This is a genomic window from Mycobacterium bulgaricum, assembly GCF_041287165.2.
In the GTDB taxonomy this organism is placed as follows: Bacteria; Actinomycetota; Actinomycetes; order Mycobacteriales; family Mycobacteriaceae; genus Mycobacterium; species Mycobacterium bulgaricum.
The window spans coordinates 41,494-65,364 of sequence record NZ_JBGGKV020000017.1 but is presented as its reverse complement, the minus strand read 5'-3'; the positions used below and the strand labels follow the sequence as shown (position 1 = coordinate 65,364).

The 23,871-nt window shown below is 67.8% G+C and carries 22 protein-coding genes and 1 pseudogene; 14 read left to right on the top strand and 9 right to left on the bottom strand.

Annotated elements, in window-relative coordinates:
• Nucleotides 1-1,099: pseudogene (locus ACAG24_RS27425) on the bottom strand (hypothetical protein); the annotation flags it as partial.
• Between the two features lie 204 nt (nucleotides 1,100-1,303).
• Nucleotides 1,304-3,058 (bottom strand): sensor histidine kinase, encoded by a 1,755-nt coding sequence (locus ACAG24_RS27420; RefSeq protein WP_370475884.1) that lies wholly within the window; start codon nucleotides 3,056-3,058, stop codon nucleotides 1,304-1,306.
• A 61-nt stretch (nucleotides 3,059-3,119) separates the two neighbouring features.
• On the opposite strand from ACAG24_RS27420, the gene ACAG24_RS27415 reads away from it, so the two are divergent.
• Genes ACAG24_RS27415 through dosR form a run of 3 tightly spaced genes read left to right on the top strand, consistent with a single transcriptional unit; the run spans nucleotide 3,120 to nucleotide 5,609 of the window.
• Nucleotides 3,120-4,115 carry an Acg family FMN-binding oxidoreductase gene (locus ACAG24_RS27415; RefSeq protein WP_370475877.1) on the top strand — a complete coding sequence of 332 codons (996 nt, stop codon included), beginning with the start codon at nucleotides 3,120-3,122 and terminating at the stop codon, nucleotides 4,113-4,115.
• Nucleotides 4,109-4,933: a universal stress protein gene (locus ACAG24_RS27410; RefSeq protein WP_370475876.1), complete on the top strand. Its 825-nt coding sequence runs from the start codon at nucleotides 4,109-4,111 to the stop codon at nucleotides 4,931-4,933. The genes ACAG24_RS27415 and ACAG24_RS27410 overlap by 7 nt, the downstream gene beginning before the upstream one ends.
• 31 nt (nucleotides 4,934-4,964) lie before the next feature.
• Nucleotides 4,965-5,609: a hypoxia response regulator transcription factor DosR/DevR gene (dosR, locus tag ACAG24_RS27405; RefSeq protein WP_370475875.1), complete on the top strand. Its 645-nt coding sequence runs from the start codon at nucleotides 4,965-4,967 to the stop codon at nucleotides 5,607-5,609.
• Here dosR and ACAG24_RS27400 read toward each other — a convergent pair.
• Nucleotides 5,606-6,598 carry an Acg family FMN-binding oxidoreductase gene (locus tag ACAG24_RS27400; protein ID WP_370475874.1) on the bottom strand — a complete coding sequence of 331 codons (993 nt, stop codon included), beginning with the start codon at nucleotides 6,596-6,598 and terminating at the stop codon, nucleotides 5,606-5,608. The two genes, dosR and ACAG24_RS27400, sit on opposite strands and share 4 nt — an antisense overlap.
• 49 nt (nucleotides 6,599-6,647) lie before the next feature.
• A complete protein-coding gene (locus ACAG24_RS27395; protein ID WP_370475873.1) occupies nucleotides 6,648-8,291 on the bottom strand; it encodes a glycoside hydrolase family 13 protein in 1,644 nt (547 codons plus the stop codon).
• A gap of 129 nt (nucleotides 8,292-8,420) precedes the next feature.
• Between ACAG24_RS27395 and ACAG24_RS27390 the strand changes: the two genes are divergently transcribed.
• From ACAG24_RS27390 to ACAG24_RS27365, 6 genes are all read left to right on the top strand, one after another.
• Nucleotides 8,421-9,455, top strand: a complete 1,035-nt coding sequence (locus tag ACAG24_RS27390) for a LacI family DNA-binding transcriptional regulator (RefSeq protein ID WP_370475872.1) — start codon at nucleotides 8,421-8,423, stop codon at nucleotides 9,453-9,455.
• Between the two features lie 125 nt (nucleotides 9,456-9,580).
• Entirely contained in the window at nucleotides 9,581-10,891 is a 1,311-nt protein-coding gene (locus tag ACAG24_RS27385) for an extracellular solute-binding protein (RefSeq protein ID WP_370475871.1), read from the top strand.
• Nucleotides 10,888-11,820 carry a carbohydrate ABC transporter permease gene (locus ACAG24_RS27380; protein WP_370475870.1) on the top strand — a complete coding sequence of 311 codons (933 nt, stop codon included), beginning with the start codon at nucleotides 10,888-10,890 and terminating at the stop codon, nucleotides 11,818-11,820. Before ACAG24_RS27385 ends, ACAG24_RS27380 begins: the two co-directional genes overlap by 4 nt.
• A complete protein-coding gene (locus tag ACAG24_RS27375; RefSeq protein ID WP_370475869.1) occupies nucleotides 11,817-12,644 on the top strand; it encodes a carbohydrate ABC transporter permease in 828 nt (275 codons plus the stop codon). The genes ACAG24_RS27380 and ACAG24_RS27375 overlap by 4 nt, the downstream gene beginning before the upstream one ends.
• Nucleotides 12,645-12,648: 4 nt before the next feature.
• The gene (locus tag ACAG24_RS27370) at nucleotides 12,649-13,848 is read left to right on the top strand and encodes an ABC transporter ATP-binding protein (protein WP_370475868.1); all 1,200 of its coding nucleotides are present in this window, start codon (nucleotides 12,649-12,651) and stop codon (nucleotides 13,846-13,848) included.
• Nucleotides 13,849-13,879: 31 nt separating this feature from the next.
• On the top strand, nucleotides 13,880-15,142 hold the full coding sequence (locus ACAG24_RS27365; RefSeq protein ID WP_370475867.1) for a DUF4032 domain-containing protein: 1,263 nt from the start codon (nucleotides 13,880-13,882) through the stop codon (nucleotides 15,140-15,142).
• Here the strand turns inward: ACAG24_RS27365 and ACAG24_RS27360 are convergent, their stop codons facing one another.
• On the bottom strand, nucleotides 15,143-15,520 hold the full coding sequence (locus ACAG24_RS27360; RefSeq protein WP_370475866.1) for an STAS domain-containing protein: 378 nt from the start codon (nucleotides 15,518-15,520) through the stop codon (nucleotides 15,143-15,145). It lies immediately after the preceding gene.
• A gap of 329 nt (nucleotides 15,521-15,849) precedes the next feature.
• On the opposite strand from ACAG24_RS27360, the gene ACAG24_RS27355 reads away from it, so the two are divergent.
• The 5 genes from ACAG24_RS27355 (at nucleotide 15,850) to ACAG24_RS27335 (ending at nucleotide 21,075) form a co-directional block, all read left to right on the top strand.
• Complete coding sequence (locus tag ACAG24_RS27355) at nucleotides 15,850-16,254, top strand: TOBE domain-containing protein (RefSeq protein WP_370475865.1); 405 nt, start codon at nucleotides 15,850-15,852, stop codon at nucleotides 16,252-16,254.
• Nucleotides 16,251-17,006, top strand: a complete 756-nt coding sequence (gene modA, locus ACAG24_RS27350) for a molybdate ABC transporter substrate-binding protein (protein WP_370475864.1) — start codon at nucleotides 16,251-16,253, stop codon at nucleotides 17,004-17,006. The genes ACAG24_RS27355 and modA overlap by 4 nt, the downstream gene beginning before the upstream one ends.
• Nucleotides 17,003-17,806 (top strand): ABC transporter permease, encoded by an 804-nt coding sequence (locus tag ACAG24_RS27345; RefSeq protein ID WP_370475863.1) that lies wholly within the window; start codon nucleotides 17,003-17,005, stop codon nucleotides 17,804-17,806. Before modA ends, ACAG24_RS27345 begins: the two co-directional genes overlap by 4 nt.
• Nucleotides 17,803-18,915, top strand: a complete 1,113-nt coding sequence (locus tag ACAG24_RS27340; RefSeq protein ID WP_370475862.1) for a sulfate/molybdate ABC transporter ATP-binding protein — start codon at nucleotides 17,803-17,805, stop codon at nucleotides 18,913-18,915. Before ACAG24_RS27345 ends, ACAG24_RS27340 begins: the two co-directional genes overlap by 4 nt.
• A gap of 78 nt (nucleotides 18,916-18,993) precedes the next feature.
• A complete protein-coding gene (locus ACAG24_RS27335; protein ID WP_370475883.1) occupies nucleotides 18,994-21,075 on the top strand; it encodes an acyltransferase family protein in 2,082 nt (693 codons plus the stop codon).
• Nucleotides 21,076-21,099: 24 nt separating this feature from the next.
• On the opposite strand, the gene ACAG24_RS27330 is transcribed toward ACAG24_RS27335, so the two are convergent.
• The 4 genes from ACAG24_RS27330 to ACAG24_RS27315 form a co-directional block, all read right to left on the bottom strand.
• Nucleotides 21,100-21,615 carry a nitroreductase family protein gene (locus ACAG24_RS27330; protein WP_370475861.1) on the bottom strand — a complete coding sequence of 172 codons (516 nt, stop codon included), beginning with the start codon at nucleotides 21,613-21,615 and terminating at the stop codon, nucleotides 21,100-21,102.
• Between the two features lie 98 nt (nucleotides 21,616-21,713).
• Entirely contained in the window at nucleotides 21,714-22,280 is a 567-nt protein-coding gene (locus tag ACAG24_RS27325; RefSeq protein ID WP_370475860.1) for a carboxymuconolactone decarboxylase family protein, read from the bottom strand.
• Entirely contained in the window at nucleotides 22,277-22,981 is a 705-nt protein-coding gene (locus ACAG24_RS27320) for an SRPBCC family protein (RefSeq protein ID WP_370475859.1), read from the bottom strand. The genes ACAG24_RS27325 and ACAG24_RS27320 overlap by 4 nt, the downstream gene beginning before the upstream one ends.
• Nucleotides 22,982-23,010: 29 nt before the next feature.
• Nucleotides 23,011-23,838 (bottom strand): cyclase family protein, encoded by an 828-nt coding sequence (locus tag ACAG24_RS27315; protein WP_370475858.1) that lies wholly within the window; start codon nucleotides 23,836-23,838, stop codon nucleotides 23,011-23,013.
• Between the last annotated feature and the right edge of the window lie 33 nt (nucleotides 23,839-23,871).

Below are 23,871 nucleotides of genomic sequence, written 5' to 3'. Positions count from 1 at the left end.
CGGGACCACCCGGAGCAGGAGGCGCCACCACCCCGGCCTCATCCACCACCGGCACACCCGGAGCACCAGGACCAGGAGGCGCCACCGCTGGGGCCTCGCCGATCACCGGAGCGCCGGGAATCGGAGGCGGGGGCGGCGGGACGTCGCCCGCTGTGGCGGCGAGAGGAGCTACCGGCGCGGGAGGAGGGGGCACCGCACCGGCAGCTCCCTCGACCGGGGCACCGGGAAGACCCGCGGGGCCGCCACCGGGACCACCACCGATGCCGGACCCACCCGGGCCCGCTGCACCGGCGGCTGCGGCGACGGGAGCGCCCGGCTCGCCCGGTGGCGTCACGGCGCCGCCGACGGGCGGTACCGCACCGGCCTCGCCGATGATCGGCGCATTCGGCGCCGCCGGGGCGGGGGGCAGTGCGAGACCCGCGGGGACCGCGGCGGGACCGCCCGGGGCGGGCGGAAGCGGCGGCAGCGCGGCGCCGCCGTCGCCGACCACGGGCACACCCGGCGTCGGCGGGGCGGGGATCCCGGGATTACCCACCGGCGTGCCGACGGTCGTGCCGGGGACCGGAGGCAGAGGAGGCGTTCCGACGCCGGTCGAGGTGGCGGCGGGTGCCCCCGGGACCGGCGGGGTGGGGACTCCGGGAGTGCCCACCGGCGTACCGGCCGGCGACCCCGGCACGGGGGGAACGGGCGGGGTGCTGCCACCGGTCGACGTCGTCACGGGCACCCCGGGCCGGGGTGGCACCGGAGGCGTCGAGCCGGACGACGGGGTGACGACCGAACCCGGTGGAGTCCCGGGCACAGGCGGCGTGGCCGCAGGAATGGAGGTGCTCGCGGGGGGCACCACGACCGGCGGGCGCGGCTGCCCCGGCGTGGTGAACGAGCGAGCCGAGTCGTTGAGCGCCTGCGGGATGTCACCGGGGCGGGAAACCATTTGCTGGAGAATGCCGACGCACGGCACGCCGCCGCGGGTGGGTGTCGCGTTGGCCGCGGGGCCCAGCAGCGGCGCGCTCAAGAACAATCCCGCGCTGCCCATCATGACGACGACGATGCCCTTTTTCGTGCGAGACATGTTCTCCCAGTCCTTCTGCGTCCGCGTCATGCGAATTACATCCGTGTAGTTACTGGGCTTACTGAACCGATAATTTGAGAATTTGCCGCCGCGACAGATGCGGCGTTACCCAACTGTTGCGAAGGAGAGGCGATCCCGTCACCGGCCGGGCGCGGTGACCAGCTCGGGCATCACAGCCTTACGCTGGCGAAACGCACCAAAGTATCCGTGAAGCGAACACGCGGCGCTCGATTGTCACGGCAGCGGGGCGCGCCACGTGAGCGTCGTTCCGCCCTCGGCGGCCCGGGAGATGGCAAACGAGCCGCCGGCCTCGGCAGCGCGGCGGGCCAAATTGGCCAACCCGCTCCCGGTGACGTCGGGATCAATTCCCCGGCCGTTGTCGGTCACGCCGATCGACAAGTCGTCGTCGACGGTGACGGTGACCGCCAGCGCGGTGGCACCGGAATGGCGAACGGAGTTGCTGACCGCTTCGCGTACGACAGCCTCCGCATGGTCTGCCAACGGCGCGTCGACGACCGACAACGGACCGACGTACTGCACGGACGTCCGCAGCCCCGCCTCGGGAAACGCCGCGACGGCCTCGTCGATGCGCTGCCGCAGCCTGGTGATCCCCGACGACCCGCCGTGGAGGTCGAAGATGGTGGTCCGAATCTCCTGGATGACCTCCTGGAGGTCGTCGACGCTACTTGAAAGTCGTTGTCGCACTTCGTCGGACTTGGCCCGCGCCAAGGTGCCCTGTAGCGACAGGCCCACCGCGAAGAGCCTCTGGATCACGTGGTCGTGCAGGTCGCGGGCGATGCGGTCCCTGTCGGTCAGAATGCTCAGCTCGCGCATCCGGTGCTGGGTGCTGGCCAGCTGCCACGCCAACGCGGCCTGGTCGGCGAAGGCCGCCATCATGTCCAGCTCTTCGTCGCGAAAGGGTTGCTCACCAATGTTTCTCAGCGCAACCAGCACCCCGGGCACCACGTCCGTCGCCCGCAGGGGAAGCACGAGCGCGGGGCCGGCCGCGGTACCGGCGCCGACGTCGGAGCCGGCGAACTTGCCCGGCGTGCGCTGGACGAACGCCTCGCCGATCGCCGTTCCCGCAACAGGTATCGAGGAGTGCCCGGCGTCGATCGGCTCCCCCGCCGACGCGACGACCGTGAGGTCGGCCACCTCGATGCGGGGCTGATCCGGATCCTCGGCGATCGCGACGAACGTGGTCGCCGCGCCGCTGAGCTTCTGCGCCTCGTCGGCGACCCGACGGAAGACTCCGGCGGGATCGATCCCCGACAGCAACTCGGTGCCGATGTCGCGGGTCGCGGCGATCCACGACTGACGGGCGCGGGACTGCTCGTAGAGCCGGGCGTTGTCGATCGCGATACCCGCGGCGGCGGCCAGCGCCTGGACCAGGACTTCATCGTCCTCGCTGAAGGGAGCCCCACCGACCTTCTCGGTGAGGTACAGGTTTCCGTACACCTCGTCGCGGATGCGGACGGGAACCCCGAGGAATGTGCGCATCGGCGGGTGGTCGGAAGGAAAGCCGACAGAGTCCGCGTGCATCGAGATGTCTTCGAGCCGAATCGGTTTGGGGTCGTCGAGCAGAACTCCGAGGACACCGCGGCCCTCGGGCAGATGGCCGATACGCCGCCGTGTCGGCTCGTCGATTCCCTCGTAGACGAACTCGACGAGCTCATGGCCGGCGCCTCGCACGCCGAGGGCACCGTACTGCGCGTCGACGAGGTCGATCGCGGTGTGCACGATCGTGCGGAGGGTGTCGTCGAGTTCGAGGCCCGAGGTGACCACCAACATGGCATCCACGAGACCGTCGAGGCGGTCCCTGCCCTTGATGATCTGCTCGACCCGGTCCTGCACCTCGGTGAGCAGTTCGCGAAGACGAAGCTGCGACAGTGTCGCCCGCAACGGACGCGCTCCGTCTGCGGAATCCGGTCCCTCGATCTGCGCCACGACACCATGGTGCACCACGACAGCGGCGCGGTTGAGGACCATTGGCCCTGTCGGCCCGGGCCTGTGGCGGGCAGTGTCGGTGGTGAACCGAATGGAGGTCAGGATGCCGGCGACGCGGGTGCCCACCGAGACGATCATGGACGCGCTGACGGTGGCCTGCCGGGCGCCGTCCCTGCACAACAGCCAGCCGTGGCGCTGGGTCGCCACCGAGCGCGGCGTCGATCTGTTCGCCGATCCCCGTCGCATGATCCGCGCGACGGACAGCACCGGGCGGGAGGCCCTGATCAGCTGCGGGGCCGTACTCGACCACTTCCGGGTGGCGATGGCCGCGGCCGGGTGGGACACCGTCGTCCGGCGCCTCCCCGACCCGGACAACCCGCTGCACATCGCCTGCGTCGACGTCGCCGCCGCACCGCGGGTGACCGCGCAGCAGAAGGCGCGGGCCGACGCGATCCTGTTGCGCCGCACCGACCGACTGCCGATGTCGGCTCCCCAGGACTGGGACGGGCTTGCCCGCGCGCTCGGCGACGCCGCACAACGCGCCTCGGTGCAAGCCCACCCGCTCGCAGACGACGCGCGCGGGGCCTTGTCCGAGGCCTGCCACCTGGCAGAGACGATGCGGATGTACGACTCCGGTTACCACTCCGAATTATTCTGGTGGACTGCCGATTTCGTTGCCGATGACGGAATCCCGAGAAGTGCGCTGATCTCCGCGGCCGAAAGTGACCGGGTCGACGTCGGACGCGCCTTCCCGGTCACCGGCCACCCCGAACGACGCGGCGAGGTCGAGGACGACCGCGCCGGAATCCTGGTGCTGTCCACGGAGGACGATTCCCGCGAGAGCGTACTGCGATGCGGCGAGGCGTTGTCCGCGGTCCTGCTGGACGCGACGATCTCGGGGCTGGCGACCTGCACCGTCACCCACGTCACCGAAGTTCCCAGCGGTCGCGACACCGTCGCATCGCTGGTGGGAACCACCGCGATTCCGCAGGTGATCGTGCGAGTCGGCGTCGCGCCTGCACTGGCCGCCCCGCCGCCTCCCACGCCGCGCCGACCCGTTCGTGAAGTGTTCGAAATGAACAGAGGTGCACCATGTTAGAGAACCACCGGGCGCAGCGTGTCGTCGTGGGGATCGACGGATCCCCGGCTGCCGTCGACGCCGCGCTGTGGGCGATCGATGAGGCGACGGACCGCGACATCCCGCTGCGGCTCGTCTACGTGATCGACGATCAGGATCGCGACACGATCGACCCGCAGGATCAGGCGCGCCGTCTCGCGACGGCGGACACGGCAATCCGCTACGCGTTGGCCGCGGTGGAGTCCACCGAACGTCCGGTCAAGATCGAAGTGGAGATCCTGCAGGGCAGACCGGTCCGAACCCTGCGCGAGGCCGCCAGATCCGCCGCGATGCTGTGTATCGGCGCCCGGGGTCTCCGGCATTCCACCCGGGGCACGATGGGCGCCACGGCCGCGGCCCTGTCGGTGTCGGCGCACTGCCCCGTTGCGATCGTCAGGACGCACCGGCCCCACCGCCGTCGCGATCGTGTCGTCGTCGTCGAGGTGACCGACAACGCGGCAGGCAGTGCCGTTCTTCACCACGGCCTCGACGAGGCCCGCCGCAGAAACGCGCCGGTGCGGGTGCTGACGCCCGCCCCCGCCTATCCCGAAGTGGAGGCGCAGTGGGAGCGTCGGCTGGCCGAATGGCGGCGCTGCTACCCGGATCTCGACATCGTCTCGGCCGGAAGGCACGGCGGCACCATGGACTATCTGACCGTCCATGGGGAGTCGGTCCAGCTTCTCGTCAGCGGTCGCGACCGGCCGGGCGGCGTCGCCGCGCTCGTCGGGGCACCGGGTAATGCCGCACTCCGCGACACCGACTGTTCGATACTGGTCTGTGCAACGCCCCACGCACTGTGACCGGTGCCGGCCCGGAGGTATGACGTCCGACATGGTGAAGGTTTTCCTGGTAGACGACCACGAGGTGGTCCGGCGCGGGCTGATCGACCTGCTCGGCAGCGACCCCGAACTCGATGTCGTGGGTGAGGCCGGGTCGGTGGCCGAGGCACTGACGCGGATTCCGGCGCTGCAGCCCGACGTCGCGGTGCTCGACGTCCGGCTGCCCGACGGCAACGGCATCGAACTGTGTCGCGATCTGCTGTCCCGGTTGCCCGACCTGAGATGTCTGATGCTGACGTCGTTCACCTCCGACGAGGCGATGCTCGACGCCATCCTCGCGGGCGCCAGCGGGTATGTGGTCAAGGACATCAAGGGCATGGAGTTGGCCCGGGCGATCAAGGAAGTCGGAGCGGGACGTTCTCTGCTGGACAATCGTGCCGCCGCGGTCCTGATGGCCAAGCTTCGCGGCGAGGGCCAGCCCTCTGATCCACTGTCCGGCCTCACCGACCAGGAGAAGGTGTTGCTGGACCTGCTGGGCGAGGGTCTGACCAACAAGCAGATCGCCGCGCGAATGTTCCTTGCCGAGAAGACGGTCAAAAACTATGTGTCGCGCCTGCTTTCGAAGCTGGGTATGGAACGTCGCACGCAGGCCGCGGTGTTCGTGTCCAAGCTCGACCGGACCCGCAGGGGCGACTAGCGCAGCGGCGAACCGTCCACTCGCGTGACGACCTCCGTCAGGTCGCGCCGCGGCGAGGCCGGAAGCGGATCCGCGTTGACCGGAGCCCAGCCGACACGCAACAACATCTGGGGATATCCGTCGGCCCCGAACACGTCGCGGCGCAGACCTTCCCGGGTTTCCGTGATCTCCAGCGGCTCGGTGATGGGGCAGCTCGCCAGCCCCACCGCGGTCGCGGTCAGCAGCACGAGGCTGGTCGCCTCCCCCGCCCGCAGCCACGACAACGGTCCGTCTCCGATGGTGCCCAGCGCCAGCACCGCCGCATTGTCGTCGGCGGCGTCGATGTTCGGAGTCTGAGGCAAGACGCCGCCGGCAAATGCCCGCGCCGAAATCGGTCCTGCCACCTCGCTTTCGGGCACGCTCCTGGCCGGGACCCCGGCCGTGGACGCGTACCGGCCACTCCATGTCGCGAGTTCGGCGAGGTAGCCGTGATCAGACCCGTGCCGCCGCGCGGCCTCGTCGACGAGCCGTTTGAGGCCTGTGACGTCGTCGACGTGCCGCAGCGTGACGCCGGCACGGGCGGCACGCGCACCCATCAGCGCGATGTCTCCGCGCGGTACCGGCCACGAGCTGTAGTGACGGCGGTCGGTGCGGCGCCGCGGGATTGCGGCGGCCAGCGTGATGTCGAGTTCGGCTGCGGGATATCGGTACAGCCTCACCGCGGCAAGGTGATCCGGGTCCGCGGGGTCGGGAAACCGGTGGATCTTCGATTGCCAGCCGAGCGCGGCGAGTGCCACCACGCAGTGGTTGAGCACGGCCCCGCAGCTCAGCATGAGATCGCGGCCGGCCGGGTCGGTGTGCGGAAGCAGCAGGGCCGGATCGGCGTACAGGTGCAGGCTCTCTTCGCCGACGCGCCACCGCCAGGGTTGTGAGTTGTGCACTGACGGTGCCCGGTTGGCCAGCGCCAGGGCTGACATCAGCGTCTCGGTGTCGGGGAACGGACCGTTCATACCCCCAGAGTGCGCTGCCGCGGGCGCTGTGTAGAGGGCACAAAGACCTCTACTCGGTCCTCACCCACACCGCGGTGTCGACCGGCAGCGTCGTCTCCACGCCCGGCACCGAGGCCAGGACCACCACCGCGCCGTGCGGCAGATCGACATCCGCGGTGCTGATGTTGACCCAGCACTGGGAGGCACCGCGCTCGAACGCGACGACTCCGTCGGGCGCCGTGAGCCACTTGAGGTCACCGGCGTCGCGCCACAGTGTCGGCCGCAGCTCCAGCGCGTCGCGGTACAGGCTCAGGGTCGACGCGGAATCGCGCTCCTGCGCCTCCACACTGTGGGGTGCCCAGTGATCGGGCTGCGGCAGCCACGTCACCGCAGCCGGGTCCCCGGCGAAACCGTAAGGCGGCGCAGTGTCCTTCCACGGCAACGGGATCCGGCATCCGTCACGACCGACATCGGTGTAGCCGCTCTGCACCCAGGTGGGGTCCTGGCGGAGATCGTCGGGCACGTCCTCGATCTCTTCGAGGGCGAGTTCCTCACCCTGATAGACGTAGGCGGTACCCGGCAACGCCAACTGGACCAGGGCCGCCGCACGCGCCCGCTTCCGACCCAGTTCGTGGTCGGGTTCCTCGCGCGCCCAGCGGGCACGCTCCCAGTCGGTCTCGACGAGTTGGTCGGGTTGCGAGCGCGAGAAGCGGGTGACGGTACGCGTCACATCGTGATTGGACAGGACCCACGTCGGCGGAGCTCCGACGGAGGCAGCGGAGCCGATCGCGTCGTCGATGACTTCGCGGAGTTTCTCGGCGCGCCACGGTGAGCGCAGGAAATCGAACTGGAATGCGGTGTGCAGTTCGTCGGGCCGGAGGTAGCGGGCCAGGCGCTCGTTGCTCGACACCCACGCTTCGGCGATGAAGATGCGTTCGGGGGTGTAACGGTCGGCCACTGCGCGCCACCCGCGGTAGACCTCGTGAACGCCGTCCTGATCCCAGGCGGGGTGCTGGTCGCCGAAGACGAGCATCGAGTGCGGCACCGCGTCGACGGAGGGGTCGACACCGTCGGGCAGGCCCGGCACTTTGACCAGACCGTGGGCGACATCGATGCGGAAGCCGTCGACACCCCGCTCGAACCAGAACGACAGGACGTCCTCGAACTCCGCACGCACCTCGGGGTGATCCCAGTTGAGATCTGGCTGTTCGGGGGCGAAGAGATGCAGATACCAGGAGCCGTCGGCCACCCTGGTCCATGCCGGGCCGCCGAAGATGCTCTGCCAGTTGTTCGGCGGCTCGGAGCCGTCGTCGCCCCTGCCCGATGTGAAGTGGTAACGATCGCGGGCGCCCGGGTCGTCGGCGAGCGCCGCTTTGAACCAGACGTGTTGATCGGACGTGTGGTTGGGGACGATGTCAAGGATGACCCGGATCCCGAGGTCGTGTGCCTCTGCGATCAACGACTGCGCCTCGTCCAGGGTGCCGTACGACGGCTCGATGTCGCGGTAATCGGACACGTCGTAGCCGGCGTCGGCCATCGGAGACGGGTACCACGGGTTGATCCAGATCGCGTCGACACCGAGGCGGCCGAGGTATGCCAGCTTGGCGCGCAGACCCTCGATGTCACCGATGCCGTCGCCGTTACCGTCGGCGAAGCTGCGGATATAGACCTGGTAGACGACGGCGGTCTGCCACCACGACTGTTCGGGGGCCACGGGCGAACTCCTCGGCAGGGCGAATTGGTTGCGTAAACGTTTGCGTGTCCAGAGTCGGTACAGGGCACTGGTATGTCAATCCCGGATCGCATCACGTAAATAGTTACGCTGAGCTAGGCTCGACATCTGATGATTCCGAAGCAGACGGTCAACATGACCGATGTCGCCCGGCACTCGGGGGTGTCGATCGCCTCGGTGTCTCGGGCCCTGCGCGGCGAACCCGGGGTCTCCCCGACGACACGCGACCGGATCATGACCGCCGCTCGGGAGCTGTCCTATGTCGTCTCACCGGAGGCGTCCCGACTCGCGGGCGGAGCCACCGGCCGCGTCGGCGTCGTGGTTCCGCGGATCGATGCGTGGTTCTACTCCACGGTCCTGGCCGGTATCGCCGACGAATTCGACACCGTCGGCACGGATCTGGTGTTGTGCACACTGCCGGATTCGGCTGCGCGACACCGGTTCTTCGAGGCACTTCCGTTGCGCCGCAAGGTCGATGCCGTGGTGGTGGTCTCGCTGCCGCTGTCCGCGCGCGAACGTACCCGCATCGATCAGCTCGGCGTGCCGAGTGTTTTCGTCGGAGGCCATCACCCCGGCGGCAACCGGTCGTGGATCGGCATAGACGACGAGCTCGCCGCCCGTCAGGCCGTCGGCCACCTCATCCACATCGGGCACCGCGACATCGCGATGATCCAGGCGGCCGACGACACCGACATTCCCTGGGCGACCGATCAAGCGCGGATCAGCGGCTTCCACCGGCAGATCCGCGAGGCCGGACTCGGCGATCCCACCGTGGTGACAGTGAAGTGGAGCATCGAGGGCGGATCGCGTGGCATGGAGATGCTACTGAGCGGACCGCGGCTGCCCACTGCGGTGTTCTGCCACTCCGACGAGATCGCCCTTGGCGCACTTCGCACTCTTCGGCGCGCCGGAGTCTCTGTCCCACAGCAGATCTCGATCATCGGCGTGGACGACCACCCTTCTGCCGACCTGAACGACCTGACGACTGTCGCACAGCCGGTGCGCGATCAAGGTCAGATCGCCGCGCGTGAAGTTCTTCGCCACCTGGTCGGCGAAGCCGCACCGGTGAGCGCCCCGAACACCGACGCGCTGACGACCCTGCCCACCCGCCTGGTGATTCGCGGGTCTACCGCCTCGCCGCACTGACACCGCTGCCCCACCCGACCTGTGAGGTGTGACACACTCAGACCGTAGGTGAATGTGCTGCAGGTGGCCCTCTTCGGAGACCACAACTTCCTTACACGAAGGCAAACTTCATAGACGAGGACGTGATGAAACGAAATCAGTTCGCCCGCGGGCGACGACGTCGCGCAATCGCGCTGGCCAGTGCGCCTCTGGTCGCCGCGTCGCTGTTGTCCGGTTGCGGTAGCGAGAGTGGACCTCCGACGCTGACCTGGTACATCCTTCCCGACAACGGCGGCTCCGTCGCACGCGCCGAGCAGTGCGCGGAGGCTTCCGACGGCGCCTATCAGGTACGCATCGAATCACTTCCGAGCACCGCCACCGCCCAGCGCGAGCAGATGGTCCGCCGCCTCGCCGCGGGCGACTCGTCGATCGATCTGGTCAGCATGGACGTGGTCTTCACCGCCGAATTCGCCAACGCAGGGTTCCTGCGCCCCTACACCGACGAGGAGTCCCGCCGCCTCACGGCCGGGATGCTCCCGGCGCCCATCGAGACGGGGATGTGGGAAGACACGCTCTACGGCGCGCCCTACAAATCCAACGCCCAGCTGCTCTGGTACCGCAAGTCGGCTGCCGCCGCGGCCGGGGTCGACCCCGCCTCGCCGACGTTCACGTGGGACGAGATGCTCAAAGCTGCTGTGGGCCAACAGAAGAAGATCGCCGTGCAGGCGCAGCGCTACGAGGGCTACACGGTGCTGATCAACGCACTCGTACTCTCGGCGGGCGGCGCGCTGCTGGAGGACGTCGAGGCCGGCCGCAACGCCAAGCCGTCGCTGGCCACCCCGCCCGGAGAGAAGGCCGCCGAGATCGTCGGCAACCTGGGCCGGTCCCCCGCGGCTCCCACCGACATGTCCAACGCGTCGGAGGAGCAGGCCCGCGCCAACTTCCAGTCCGAGCAGGGCATGTTCATGGTCAACTGGCCGTACGTGCTGGCCGCGGCCCGTAGCGCGGCCGAGGAGGGCACGCTCCCGCAGGAGGTGGTGGACGACATCGGCTGGGCCCGCTACCCCAGGGTGTCCGCCGATCGTCCCAGCGCGCCGCCACTGGGTGGGGCGAACCTCGGCATCGGCGCCTACACCAAGTATCCGGACCAGGCGATCGCGCTCGTCGAGTGCATCAACGCCGAACCGAAAGCCACGCAGTACATGCTCGACGAGAGCGAACCGTCGCCCTACGCCGCCTCCTACGACGACCCCGAGATCAGGGAGACCTACGAGAACGCCGACCTGATCCGCGAATCCATCGGCGACGGCGGCCCGCGGCCACCCACGCCCTTCTACACCGACATCTCGGGCGCGATTCAGCAGACGTGGCATCCGCCCGCCTCGGTGAATGCCGAAACACCGGAAAGGACAGACCAGTTCATGGCTGACGTGCTGGCGGGGAGGCGGCTGCTGTGACCGCGATCGCCGACGCTCCCATCCAGAAGGATCCCGGTAAACCCTCGGTCAGCGAGCGCGCCAAGGGCGAACGCAGGCTCGGGCTCTACCTCACCCTGCCGTCGTACGTGGTGATGCTTCTCGTCACCGCCTACCCGCTCGGCTACGCACTGGTGTTGTCGCTGTACAACTTCCGACTCACCGATCCGGAAGGGCGCAGCTTCGTCGGGCTGAGCAACTACGGTGTCATCCTGACCGACCCGATCTGGTGGAACGACTTCGTCACCACCTTGGCGATCACCGTCGTCACGGTGGCGATCGAATTGGTGCTCGGCTTCTGGTTCGCATTCGTGATGCTGCGCATCGTCCGCGGCCGCGGCCCACTGCGGACCGCCATCCTGATCCCCTACGGCATCGTCACCGTCGTCTCGGCATTCATCTGGCGATACGCGTTCGCGATCGACTCAGGCTTCGTGAACCAGTGGCTGAATCTCAGTGAGTTCGACTGGTTCGGCGACCGGTGGTCGGCCATCTTCGTCATCTGCCTCTCGGAGATCTGGAAGACGACACCGTTCATCTCGTTGCTGCTCCTCGCCGGACTGGTCCAGGTTCCCGAGGACATGCAGGAGGCAGCCAAGGTCGACGGCGCCACCGCCTGGCAACGGCTGTGGAAGGTCACGCTGCCGAACATGAAGGCCGCGATCATGGTCGCCCTGCTGTTCCGCACGCTCGACGCGTGGCGCATCTTCGACAACCCGTATGTGATGACGGCGGGCGCGAACAACACCGAGACGATCTCGTTCCTGGCCTACCGGCAGAACGTGACACTGGTCAATCTCGGTATGGGATCGGCGGTCTCGGTGCTGTTGTTCCTCTCCGTCGTCGCCATCGCCTGGGTATTCATCAAGGTCTTCAAAACCGACCTCTCGCAAGTCAGGGGTGACCAGTGACCAAGAGCACGAAATGGTGGACCATCGCCGGGATCGTGATCGTCATCTACAGCTTCGTGCCGATGCTGTGGATGATCAGCCTGGCGTTCAAACCGCCGTCGGACATCGTGTCGGGCCAGCCGTCGTTTTTGCCGAGCACCTTCACCCTCGACAACTTCGCCCAGATCTTCAGCCAGCCGCTGTTCACCAGGGCGCTAATCAACTCCATCGGCATCGCGATCATCGCCACGATCATCTCGGTGATCATCGCGATGTTCGCCGCGTACGCCATTGCGCGCCTTGAGTTCCCGGGCAAGAAGCTGCTGTTGTCACTGGCGCTGGGCATCGCGATGTTCCCGCAGGCTGCGCTGGTGGGCCCGCTGTTCGACATGTGGCGCGGGCTCGGCATCTACGACACATGGCTCGGCCTGATCATCCCGTACCTGACCTTCGCTCTGCCGCTGTCGATCTGGACGATGTCGGCGTTCTTCCGTCAGATCCCGTGGGAGATGGAGCATGCCGCGCAGGTGGACGGCGCCACGCAGTGGCAGGCGTTCCGCAAGGTGATCGTCCCGCTCGCCGCACCAGGGGTGTTCACGACCGCGATCCTGACGTTCTTCTTCTGCTGGAACGACTTTCTGTTCGCGATCTCGCTGACCTCGACCGACAGCGCACGTACGGTGCCCGCCGCGCTGGCGTTCTTCCAGGGTGCGTCGTACTTCGAGTCGCCGGTCCCCTACATCATGGCCGCGTCGGTGATCGTGACGATCCCCGTCGTCATCTTGGTCCTCATCTTCCAGCGGCGCATCGTCGCCGGTCTGACCTCCGGAGCAGTGAAGGGATAACCCCATGGCAGCAATCACCATGAGCAACATCGTCAAGAAGTACGGCGACGGTTACCCGGCCGTCAACGACGTCAGCCTCGACATCGCCGACGGCGAGTTCATGATCCTCGTCGGACCGTCGGGCTGCGGTAAGTCGACGCTGCTGCGGATGATCGTCGGCCTCGAGGACATCACCTCCGGCGACATGGTCATTGGCGACAAGCGGGTCAACGACAAGGCGCCGCGCGACCGCAACCTCGCGATGGTGTTCCAGAACTACGCCCTGTACCCCCACCTGTCGGTGTTCGAGAACATCGCCTTTCCGCTCCGGCTGTCGGGCAAGCTCTCCGACGAGGAGATCCGCACGAGGGTCAACGAGGCCGCCAAGACACTGGAGCTCGGCGAGCACCTCGACCGCAAGCCGGCCAACCTGTCCGGTGGTCAGCGCCAGCGGGTGGCCATGGGCCGTGCGATCGTGCGCGAGGCCGACGCGTTCCTGTTCGACGAGCCGCTGTCCAACCTGGATGCCAAGCTGCGCGGCCAGATGCGCACCGAAATCCTGCGCCTGCAGCGCAAACTCGGGGTGACGACGGTATACGTCACCCACGACCAGACCGAGGCGATGACGCTCGGTGACCGCGTCGCTGTGCTGAAAAAGGGTGTGCTGCAACAGGTCGCGAGCCCACGTGAGCTCTATGACCAGCCGGTGAACCTGTTCGTCGCCGGCTTTATCGGCTCTCCGCCGATGAATTTCGTGCCTGCCCAGGTGCGCGGCGACCAGATCGAGTTGCCGTTCGTGAAGGTCCCGCTGCGCGACGAATGGCGCGGCGCCGTGGAGGACGGAAAGATCTACATCGCGGGTATCCGCCCCGGCGCCTTCGAGGACGCCGAGTTCGTCGATCAGGAGAAGCGTTCGCGCGGAGTGACTTTCGATGTCACCATCGACGTCACCGAATGGCTGGGCAACGAGCAGTATGCGTTCGTGCCCTTCGAGGCATCCTCGGAGATCGCGGGCCAGCTCGCCGAGCTCGCCAATGACCTCGACAGCGAGCAACTGCGTACACAGATCTGTGTGGAGCTCGACCCACTCAGCCGCGTTCGGTCCGGCGACAAGGCCACCCTGTGGCTGGATGCCGAGCGGCTGCATCTGTTCGACCCGCACTCGGGTGACAACCTGACCCGTGCCGCGACGTCGCAGGGGCGCCATGCGGCTGCCGCCGGCTAGCTGACGCTCACCCGGCATCGTCAGGTCAACCATGGCCGCTCCGGAGTTGCGGCTACGGGCTCCGTGCCCGGGGCTTCTGGTGCTGCCGTGGGATCGGCCGCTCGCCGAATGGGCAGCACCTGAGGTCCGGCTGCGCGACATGCCGGTGGGCCCGAGTAGGCATCTGGTGCGGTTCGTCGAATCCGACGGCGAGCTGTGGGCACTCAAGGAGCTGCCACCGCGTATCGCCGCGCGCGAATACGACGCACTGAGTCGGCTGGAGGAATTGAGCCTCAACGCGGTCCGGCCCGCGGGCCTGGTGAACCAGCCCGACTTCGACACCGCAATTCTGCTGACGCGTTACCTGGTGGGATCGTGGCAGTACCGACGGCTGTTCATGCGGCTACCACCCGATGCGCCGAAGCATCGCGCACGGCTGTTCGACGCGATGGCCACGCTGCTCGTGGAACTACACCGGCACGGAGTGTTCTGGGGCGACTGCTCGCTGGCCAATACCCTCTTCTCGCGGGACGGCCAGGTGCTGCAGGCGTTCCTCGTCGACGCGGAGACCAGTGAGATCCACCCCGGCCTTTCCGACGGGCAGCGCACCCACGACATCGACATCACGGTGGAGAACGTCGCCGCGGGGTTGCTCGATCTCGCGGCCAAACTCGAAAGACCGGATCTGGAACCAGGTTTCATCGATGAAGCACTCGGCATTCGCAGACGCTACGAGGGGCTCTGGGAACTGCTGCATTCGAAGCCCACGTTCGGGTTCGCCGACCGCTACCGCGTCGAAGGAACCATCCGCAAGCTGAACGAACTGGGCTTCGCCGTCGATGAGGTCTCGCTGCAGCCGGTTCGTGCCGGCGCGGACGAGTTGCGCCTGCACGTCGCGGTCGGCGACCGTCGCTACCACGCGACGCAGCTACGCACGCTGACCGGCCTCGACGTGGGTGAGGGTCAGGCCCGCATCCTGCTCGGTGATCTACACGCCTATCGAGCACAGTTGTGCCGCGAGGCCGGACACGATGTCGACGACAGAACCGCCGCCCAGCTCTGGGTGATGGAAGTCGCCACTCCGACGATGCACCGCGCGCACGCTGCGGTGGGTGCGACGGGAACACCGATCCAGGCGTATTGCGACCTGTTGGAGGTGCGGTGGCTGCTGTCCGAGCATGCCGGCCACGACGTCGGCACCGACCGCGCGCTCCAGGCGTTGTCCCGCAATGTCGTTCCGTCGGAATCAGCTGCTCAGCTGGTGGTCGTCGAGGACCCGACCGAGCCGTTCTCGGTGCTCGATGACGTCGAATGATCAGCGCTGTACGGCTCGCAGCGCCTCGTCACGGGTCCGGCACAGCGTCATTTCCGAATCCAGGCCGACGAGCATCAACGGTCTGCGCGTCGCATTGCCCTCGGCGACCACGGCGAAGCCGGCGCCTACGTCCTCTCGCGCTTTGATCAGGATGGTCATTCCGACCGAGGCGAGGAAAGTGACTCCGGTGAGGTCGATGACGAGCGCCTGCGGCGATCCGGCCAACGCGTCGTCGACCGCGGCACTCACCTCGTCCGCCGTCGCCGCGTCGATGACGTCGAACACCGACAGGATGACCGCCCCGTCGACGATGTCCTTGCGGACAGTGACCTCGCTGCGCGCGGGCGCAAACGTGGAGTTATCGATTTCGTCAGCCATGTTCGTGCCTCACTAGCGGTCGTGAACCCACTTCTGGACTCATCTCAGCACACCCGCGCGGTTCTTTGCCGGTTCGCCACGGGCGGCCGGCGTGGTCGCCCCCGACAGGCACCCCTTCGCTGGAAGACATCATGGTCACGGCGATGACGGTCACGCTGAGCACCATGCCGCTCGCCGGACGCCTTCGCAGGCAGATCGAAGATGAACGCCGCGGGCGCGACAAGGCCGATTTCCGCGAATTCGGTCCCAGATGACTCTGGTGCCCGCTGACATGGTTTGATTGGCAAATCGGATCCGCAGGTGCGGAATGCTACCCGAAGGAGCACCCGGTGCCCGCCATCCGGATCAGGGACGCAGCGATCCTGCTCGGCGTCAGCGATGACACCGTGCGACGCTGGATCGACAGTGGCAGCCTCGCCGCCTCCAGAGACGACTCCGGGCGGATGGTGGTCGACGGCAAGACGCTCGCCGAGTTCGCCCGTGACCACGCGACACCGCCGCCTGACCCGCTGGGCGGGGGCAGTTCGGCCCGCAACCGGCTGGTGGGTCTGGTCACCCAGGTGACCGCCGACAAGGTGATGAGCGAAGTGCAGATGCAGTGCGGCCCGTTCACCGTGGTGTCGCTGATGAGCACCGCGTCGGCCCGCCAGCTCGGGCTCGAACCGGGCGTCGTCGCCGTCGCTGTGGTCAAGGCGACGACGGTCATCATCGAAACGCCGGCAGGCCAGTCATGAAGCGCATCGCCGCGGCCATGGGCATCGCCTCGTTGATAGCGGGCTGCTCACCGTCTCAATCAGAGTCGAGCACCGCCGCCGGTGACCTGACGGTGTTCGCCGCAGCCTCACTGAAGTCCACATTCACCGAACTCGGCGCCCGATTCGAGGACGACAACCCCGGCACGACCGTGACCTTCAACTTCGCGGGATCCTCTGACCTCGTTGCCCAGCTCTCTCAGGGCGCTCCGGCTGACGTGTTCGCCTCCGCCGACAGTGCCAACATGACCAGAGCGATCGACGCCGGCCTCGTGTCCGGGGCCCCCGTCGCCTTCGCCACGAATACCCTGACGATCGTGACACCACCCGGAAACCCCGCGCGCATAGCGTCTTTCGCCGATCTGGCCCGGCCGGGCACCCAGGTGGTGGTCTGCGCACCGCAGGTTCCGTGTGGTTCGGCGACCGAGAAGGTCGAGGAAGTCACCGGTGTGACGCTGGCGCCGGTGAGCGAGGAATCCGCCGTCACCGATGTCCTCGGCAAAGTCACCTCGGGTCAAGCCGATGCCGGCCTGGTCTACGTCACCGACGCGGCCGGTGCGGGCGACAAGGTCACGACGGTCCCGTTCCCCGAATCGGTCTCGGCGGTCAACACCTACCCGATCACCGCGCTGAACGCGTCGGCCGACCCCGCGGCCGCGCAGAAGTTCATCGAGCTGGTCACGGGTCCGCGAGGTCGAGACGTACTGTCGGCAGCGGGCTTCGCCGCGCCGTGACCCGGGCGGCCGGACGGATCCAGGTCGGGATACCGGCCTGGATCTACGCACCTGCCGCGGTGGGCGCATTGTTCGTGATCACTCCGCTGATCGCGATCCTGCTCAGCATCGACTGGGCCCGTTTCATCCCGCTGATCACCTCCGAATCATCCCGTGCGGCACTGCTTCTGAGTCTGCAGACGGCGGCGGCCAGCACCGCGGTATGCGTGCTGCTCGGCGTGCCGATGGCCCTGGTGCTCGCGCGCGGGGATTTTCCCGGCCGATCGGTGCTGCGCGCCCTGGTCCTCCTTCCGCTGGTACTGCCACCGGTGGTCGGCGGCATCGCCCTGCTGTACACGTTCGGCAGGCAGGGACTGCTCGGGCATCAACTCGATGTTCTCGGGGTCCGGATCGCGTTCTCCACGACCGCGGTGGTGCTCGCGCAATCCTTTGTGTCGCTGCCCTTCCTGGTGGTGAGCCTGGAAGGTGCGTTGCGTTCCGCCGGGGCCGGATACGAGCACATCGCAGCGACTCTGGGCGCCCGACCGACGACCGTGATGCGAACCATCACGCTGCCGCTGGTACTGCCGGGCCTCATCTCGGGCGCAGTGCTCGCGTTCGCGCGGTCGCTCGGCGAGTTCGGTGCCACGCTGACGTTCGCGGGGTCCTTGGAAGGCGTCACCCGAACCCTGCCGCTGGAAATCTATCTACAGCGCGAAAGCGACGCGGATGCAGCCGTTGCACTGTCGTTGTTGCTGATCGTGGTTGCGGCGCTGGTCGTCGTCGCATCGGCGACCAGACGCCTGGCGGGACCGTTGTGAGCACCGTCCGTGTCCGGGCCAGGCTCGCTGAGCGCGCCGTCGACCTCGACGTCAGCGTCGGCGACGGCGAGGTGCTTGCCGTGCTGGGACCGAACGGCGCCGGAAAGTCCACCCTGTTGTCGATCGTGGCCGGTCTGCTGCGCCCCGACGAAGGGCGGGTCGAACTCGGCGACACGGTCGCCACCGACACCTTCTCGGGGACGTTCGTTCCTGCGCACGCCCGCGGGGTGGCGATGCTGAGCCAGCAGGCGATGTTGTTCCCCCACATGTCCGTCACGGCGAACGTCGGCTATGCGCCGCGATGTAAAGGCCAGTCGCGCAGCGACTCCCGCGCCACCGCGCGCCGGTGGCTGGATGCTGTCGATGCAACCCACCTCGCCGACCGCAGACCCGCCCAGCTGTCGGGCGGGCAGGCCCAGCGGGTAGCCGTGGCCCGCGCGCTGGCGGCCGAGCCGCGTGTGCTGCTGCTCGACGAGCCCATGGCAGCACTCGATGTCACCGCCGCTCCCGCATTGCGGCGCCTGCTGCGCGACGTCTTGCGCGGCCAGGGCCGCACGGCGATCATCGTCACCCACGACGTGCTGGACGCGCTGGCCATCGCCGACACCGTGGTCGTCATCGACGGCGGCCGGGTCGTCGAACGCGGCCCGGCGCGGGACGTGTTGACGGCGCCGCGCAGCGCCTTCGCCGCCCGTATCGCGGGGGTCAATCTCATCCCGGGCGTCGCGACCGCGCCCGGCGTCATCCGGACTGCCTGGGGCGCCGACATCTTCGGCACGGGTGACCTCGCGCCGGGTGCGCAGGCGATCGCGGTGTTTCCCCCGAGCGCGGTGGCCGTGCATCTGGACACACCGCACGGCAGCCCGCGCAATGTCATTCCTGTGACCATCGGTGAGCTCGACATGCGCGGCGCCGTGGTGCGCGTCCGCGGCACCGATCAACCTGACGGCGGCACGGGGCTCGCGGCCGACGTCACACCCGCCGCCGTCGCCGATCTCGATCTCGCGCCGGGCCGCCCGGTTCATTTCGTCGTCAAGGCGCAGGAGGTGGGGCTCCATGCGGCGCTGCCTCCGCCCGGTGCTGCCGGGCCTCACAATTGGCCGTCGTGACGCAGCGTTGGGTAAATTCTCGGCAAACGCCGGCCGGTGTCCCCACCCGGAGGCGCGGAATGCGGTGGTCAAAAGGCGGTGAAGGTGTCCGGCGGGTTGCATCCAGCGGCGGCAGCGGCCCCCAACGCGCGCCGTGACGACCTCGACGGTCTCCGCGGTCTGGCGATCGCACTGGTCGCGGTGTTCCACATCTGGTTCGGCCGGGTCTCGGGCGGCGTCGACGTCTTCCTCGTGCTGTCGGGATATTTCTTCGGGGCGATGGTCCTCAATCGCGTGCTGACGCCCGGCGCGGCACTGTCGCCGCTGCCGCTGCTGCTGCGGCTGGTCCGGCGGCTGCTGCCCGCCATGGTCGTCGTGCTCGGGGCGGCCGCGCTGCTGACCGTCGCGCTGCAGCCCGAGACGCGTTGGGAGTCGTTCGCCGATCAGAGCCTGGCGAGCCTCGGCTATTACCAGAACTGGTACCTGGCCGGGACCGCGTCCGATTACACGCGCGCCGGGGAGGCTGTCAGCCCGCTGCAGCACCTGTGGTCGATGTCCGTGCAGGGCCAGTTCTATGTCGCGCTGTTAGGCGTTGTCACCGTGCTCACACTGGTCTTGCGGCCCGTGCTGGGCGGCCGGTTGAGGGTCGCCCTCGGTGTGGTGCTGGGCGCGCTGACGGTTGCGTCGTTCTGGTACGCCATCGTCGCGCACGGACAGGATCAGGCCGCGGCCTACTACGACAGCTTCGCCAGGGCATGGGAGCCGCTGGCCGGTGTGCTCGCCGCGCTGACACTCTCGCGTGTGCGGCTCCCCGCCTGGCTGGCCACGGTAGCCGCTGTGACCGGTCTCGCGGCCATCCTGTCCTGCGGTGCGCTCATCGACGGGGCGCGGTTGTTCCCCGGGCCGTGGGCGCTGGTGCCTGTCGCGGCGACGATCCTGCTCATCGCATCGCCGCTGCGACTGCTTGCCGCGCGTCCGCTCGTGGCCCTGGGCGGCCTCGCCTACTCGCTGTACCTCTGGCACTGGCCGGTGCTGATCTTCTGGCTGGTGCACACCGGCGCTCCGCGGGTCGGCATCCTCGACGGATTCGGCGTCCTCGCAGCCTCGCTGCTGCTCGCCTATCTCACCCACCGCTTCGTCGAGAATCCGCTGCGCCACGCACGTCTGCCCCTCGGAGCGCCACGACGGCCGGGGCGGGTCCGGATTCCGGTGTCCATGCCGAGGTTCGCGCTGGGGTCGGCGGTCGTACTGCTCGCGGTGTCGCTGGCGGTGACGTCCTTCAGCTGGCGCGAACACGTCGTGCTGCAACGTGCCAAGGGCCACGAGCTGGCATTGCTGCCCGCCGGCGACTATCCGGGGGCCCGCGCTCTGACGAGCGGCGTCCGGGTGCCGCAACTACCGATGCGTCCGACCGTGCTCGAAGCCAGGGACGACATCCCGGCCACGACCAAAGACGGATGCATCAGCGACTTCGTCACCGCGGAACTCATCAACTGCGTCTACGGCGACGTCGACGCCGAGCGCACCATCGCGTTGGCCGGAGGGTCGCACGCCGAGCACTGGATCACCGCGCTCGACATGCTCGGCCTCGCACACGGATTCCGGGTCGTCACGTACCTGAAGATGGGATGTCCGCTGACCACGGAGATGGTGCCGACCATCGCGCTTTCGGACAATCCCTATCCGCAGTGCCATGAGTGGAATCAGGAGGCGATGGCCAAGCTGGTCGCCGACCGCCCCGATTTCGTGTTCACCACGACCACCCGGCCCAACCTCGACGGCCCGGGCGACGTGGTGCCCGACGGTTATCTGGGGATCTGGGACACGTTGTCCAGCAACGAGATCAGCGTGCTCGGCATGCGCGATACCCCGTGGCTGGTCCAGAACGGATGGCTCGCCGATCCGGCCGACTGCCTGTCGCGCGGTGGGGATGCCGTCAGCTGTGGGGTGCAGCGGTCATGGGCGCTGTCCGAGACCAACCCGACGCTGGACGCGGCGGCGGGGTACCGACTGCTGTATCCGCTCGACCTCTCGGATGCGGTCTGCGATGCCACGGACTGCCGGGTGACCGAGGGAAACGTCCTCGTCTACCACGACTCGCACCACCTGTCCGCCACCTACATGCGCACACTGGCAGATGAGCTCGGTCGTCAGATCGCCGCCGCGACGGGATGGTGGTGACGCTCAGCGGCCTCGGGCGCAGGGTCACCAACGCCCGCGGTGGACCACCTCGTCGAAAGGCCTGCGATCGGGCTTGCTGATCGGCTTCAACGGCCGGTCGGCCGGATAGCCGACGCCGAGCAGATAGGCCACGAAATGGTCGGCGGGCACGCCGAGGATCTCGCACGCCCTGTCCTGCTCGCCGACCGACGAGTGCGCGGTCCCGATGCCGAGATCGGCGGCAGTGATCGCCATCGCCATGGTCGCCTGCCCGAGGTCGTACTGATCGACGACCTTGCGACGCTCGTCGGGCGGCTCGGGGGCGACGATCGCGATGGCGGCGGGGGCTGAGGCGATGTGCTTTGCGCCCGCCCAGACCGTCGAGAGTTCCTGCAGCTGAACAGGATCGGTGACGATCACGAAATCCCACGGCTGCCGGTTCTTCGCCGACGGCGACCGCCAGCCCGCCTCGACGATCCGCAGCAGATCGTCGTCGGCAACTCCCTCGGGCTTGTAGGTCCGGATGTTGCGGCGCGCGCGAACGGCATCCCAGGTTTCCATGTGCTCGTTTCCTTTCACATCGTTCGAGGCGTCCGAGGTCGGTACCAGGTACCAGGCGTGGCGTCAGAGACCGCCACCGGACTGTGACATCGGCCCCGTCACTCGGGGACGCCGGTGTCGAACACCGCCATCAGCTGCGCCAGTGTGCGGTAATACCCGACGAGCGTGGTCAGCTCGATGATGGCCTCGGTGCCGAGGATGTCGGCATATCGGGCGTACTCCGCCGAGCCCACCGGTCCACCGCCCAGCAGGGCCGTGCACAGATCGGCGGCGGTCTGTTCGAGCGGATCCGACGTGCGAAAAGCCCCGCGCGACAACTGGTCCAGCTCGTCGTCGGTGAAACCGATGCCGCGCGCGACCCGCGAATGTGCCCACCACTCGTAATCCGATCTCATTGCGGCACCGACAAGCAGGATGCCGATTTCACGGACCCGGGCCGTCAGGCTCGTGCGATAGCGGATCGCGGCACCCAACTGCTGCAGGATGTCGCCGACCCCCGGTGCGTGGAGCATGATCCCGAACGGCCCGGTGAGGGAGCCGTCCGCTGCGACCACCGGAAAATGCTGGGTGCCTTTGAGCCTGTCGCCACCGGTGATCCCGTCGTAGACGACGCGCTGTGCGTCGGTGAGCTCACCGGGTTTCAGTGATGGGATCCGTTGGCTCACTGCGGCCCCGGAGGATACGGGTATGGCATGTAGGGGTACCGCGGCCGGCGCTCGACGCGGCGGCCGAACACCAACCAGCTCAACGCGAATCCGAGGAAGCCGCCGATCAGAGCCTGCCCGTAGCGGTCTTTGATCATGGGCAGCAGGAACTCCAGTGGGTTCAAGCCTGCCTCGGCGGGCGCCGGCGTGAAGGCGGGCGCGGCGCCGTTGGCCGCTGCCGGTGCAGGCGCACCCCCCGACCCCGCGGCCGGCTGCGCCAGCAGACCGGAGATGTTGGTGACGAACTGACCGATCAGCCGGTTGCTCACATCGGCGATGGCGCCGCGGCCGAATTGCGCCATGCGGCCGCTGATGTCGAGGTCGGTGTCGATCAGCACGCGGGTGCGCGTCTGTGTCACGGCTTCGAGCCGGGCGTGGATCTGCGCGTTGGCCGCGGCCTGTCCCTTGGGATCTTTGCCCGCCGCGGCGATCACCGCGCTATATGTCGCATCGTCCTTCTGCGTGAACCGGGCGGTCCCTCGGAAATGAGCTCCGATGGGGCCGACCTTGATCTTGACGTTGCCCAGGTAGTTGTCGCCTTCGATGCCGTCGAGGGCGGCCCCCGGCATGCAGGGCATGATCCGTTCCAGATCGGTGAGCAGGTTCCAGGTCTGGTCCAGATCCGCGTCGATCTCGAACTGGTTCTTCAACTGCATGGCCATGAGCGGGGCCTTCCTCTCCGAGAGTGCGGTCAGCCCGCGAATCCTTCGATGACCTCGTCCTCGCCGCAGTCGAAGAACGCCATGATGCGGCACGGACACGCCTCGCCGCCTTCGATCTTCCACGGGAAGGCGCCGATGATCGCACGCTGGTTCAGCACGGTCTTGAGGTCGCCGCCGACGTTCTCGGCGTGGATGCAGCCGTCCTGGAACGCGAGGTGATGCATCGGGAAGATGTCGGACTTGATCTCACGACCCGACAGATGGTGGGTGTATTCGTACTCGCCGCCGAAGAACTCGGTGTAGGTCATGCCGACGTGCTCCTCGAACTTCTTCAGCAGATCGGGACGCATGTTGCGGATGGTTGTGTTCATCGGGTGGTCGCCGGAGCCGGCATCGATTCCCCACCAACGGATTTCCATCTCCGCCATCCAGCGGGCCAGCCGCACACTGCCGCCGGGGTGCATCGTGAAGTACCGCACCAGGTCCTGCTTGGGCATGCCCTGGTAGTAGTCGATGAACCCGGTGTGGATGATCAGGATGTCACCCTTTTTGACCTCGACCTTGGACGTGATGTGCTCGGGCTCGATGAGTTCCCAGTCGGTGACCGCGTCGGACACGTCGACGATGACGCCGGGATGGATCAGGTAGTCCAGGGGCAGCGAGGCCATGTCGAGGCCGCCGTCGGTGCCGTGCATCGGGCCGTCGAGATGCGTGCCGGAATGCAGGGAGGCCTCGATGCGCTGCGAGACGATCTGATTGGTCTGTAGGTTCTGGGTGTAGTACATCTTGTTGCCCGGATACCCCACCCAACCCGGAGTGTGGAGGCCCCACGGGTGGGTCAGATCGACAATGCGCATGGGTTCTTCTCCGCTCCGGCTAACTCAACAGTA

Excerpts from the sequence above, each read along its gene's own strand:
- ACAG24_RS27410 (WP_370475876.1), top strand. The coding sequence starts at position 4,109 with ATGTTAGAGAACCACCGGGCGCAGCGTGTCGTCGTGGGGATCGACGGA.
- ACAG24_RS27420 (WP_370475884.1), bottom strand. The coding sequence starts at position 3,058 with ATGGTCCTCAACCGCGCCGCTGTCGTGGTGCACCATGGTGTCGTGGCG.
- ACAG24_RS27415 (WP_370475877.1), top strand. The coding sequence starts at position 3,120 with ATGCCGGCGACGCGGGTGCCCACCGAGACGATCATGGACGCGCTGACG.
- ACAG24_RS27365 (WP_370475867.1), top strand. The coding sequence starts at position 13,880 with ATGGCCGCTCCGGAGTTGCGGCTACGGGCTCCGTGCCCGGGGCTTCTG.
- ACAG24_RS27360 (WP_370475866.1), bottom strand. The coding sequence starts at position 15,520 with ATGGCTGACGAAATCGATAACTCCACGTTTGCGCCCGCGCGCAGCGAG.
- modA (WP_370475864.1), top strand. The coding sequence starts at position 16,251 with ATGAAGCGCATCGCCGCGGCCATGGGCATCGCCTCGTTGATAGCGGGC.
- ACAG24_RS27390 (WP_370475872.1), top strand. The coding sequence starts at position 8,421 with ATGATTCCGAAGCAGACGGTCAACATGACCGATGTCGCCCGGCACTCG.
- dosR (WP_370475875.1), top strand. The coding sequence starts at position 4,965 with ATGGTGAAGGTTTTCCTGGTAGACGACCACGAGGTGGTCCGGCGCGGG.
- ACAG24_RS27315 (WP_370475858.1), bottom strand. The coding sequence starts at position 23,838 with ATGCGCATTGTCGATCTGACCCACCCGTGGGGCCTCCACACTCCGGGT.
- ACAG24_RS27330 (WP_370475861.1), bottom strand. The coding sequence starts at position 21,615 with ATGGAAACCTGGGATGCCGTTCGCGCGCGCCGCAACATCCGGACCTAC.
- ACAG24_RS27320 (WP_370475859.1), bottom strand. The coding sequence starts at position 22,981 with ATGGCCATGCAGTTGAAGAACCAGTTCGAGATCGACGCGGATCTGGAC.
- ACAG24_RS27370 (WP_370475868.1), top strand. The coding sequence starts at position 12,649 with ATGGCAGCAATCACCATGAGCAACATCGTCAAGAAGTACGGCGACGGT.
- ACAG24_RS27385 (WP_370475871.1), top strand. The coding sequence starts at position 9,581 with ATGAAACGAAATCAGTTCGCCCGCGGGCGACGACGTCGCGCAATCGCG.
- ACAG24_RS27400 (WP_370475874.1), bottom strand. The coding sequence starts at position 6,598 with ATGAACGGTCCGTTCCCCGACACCGAGACGCTGATGTCAGCCCTGGCG.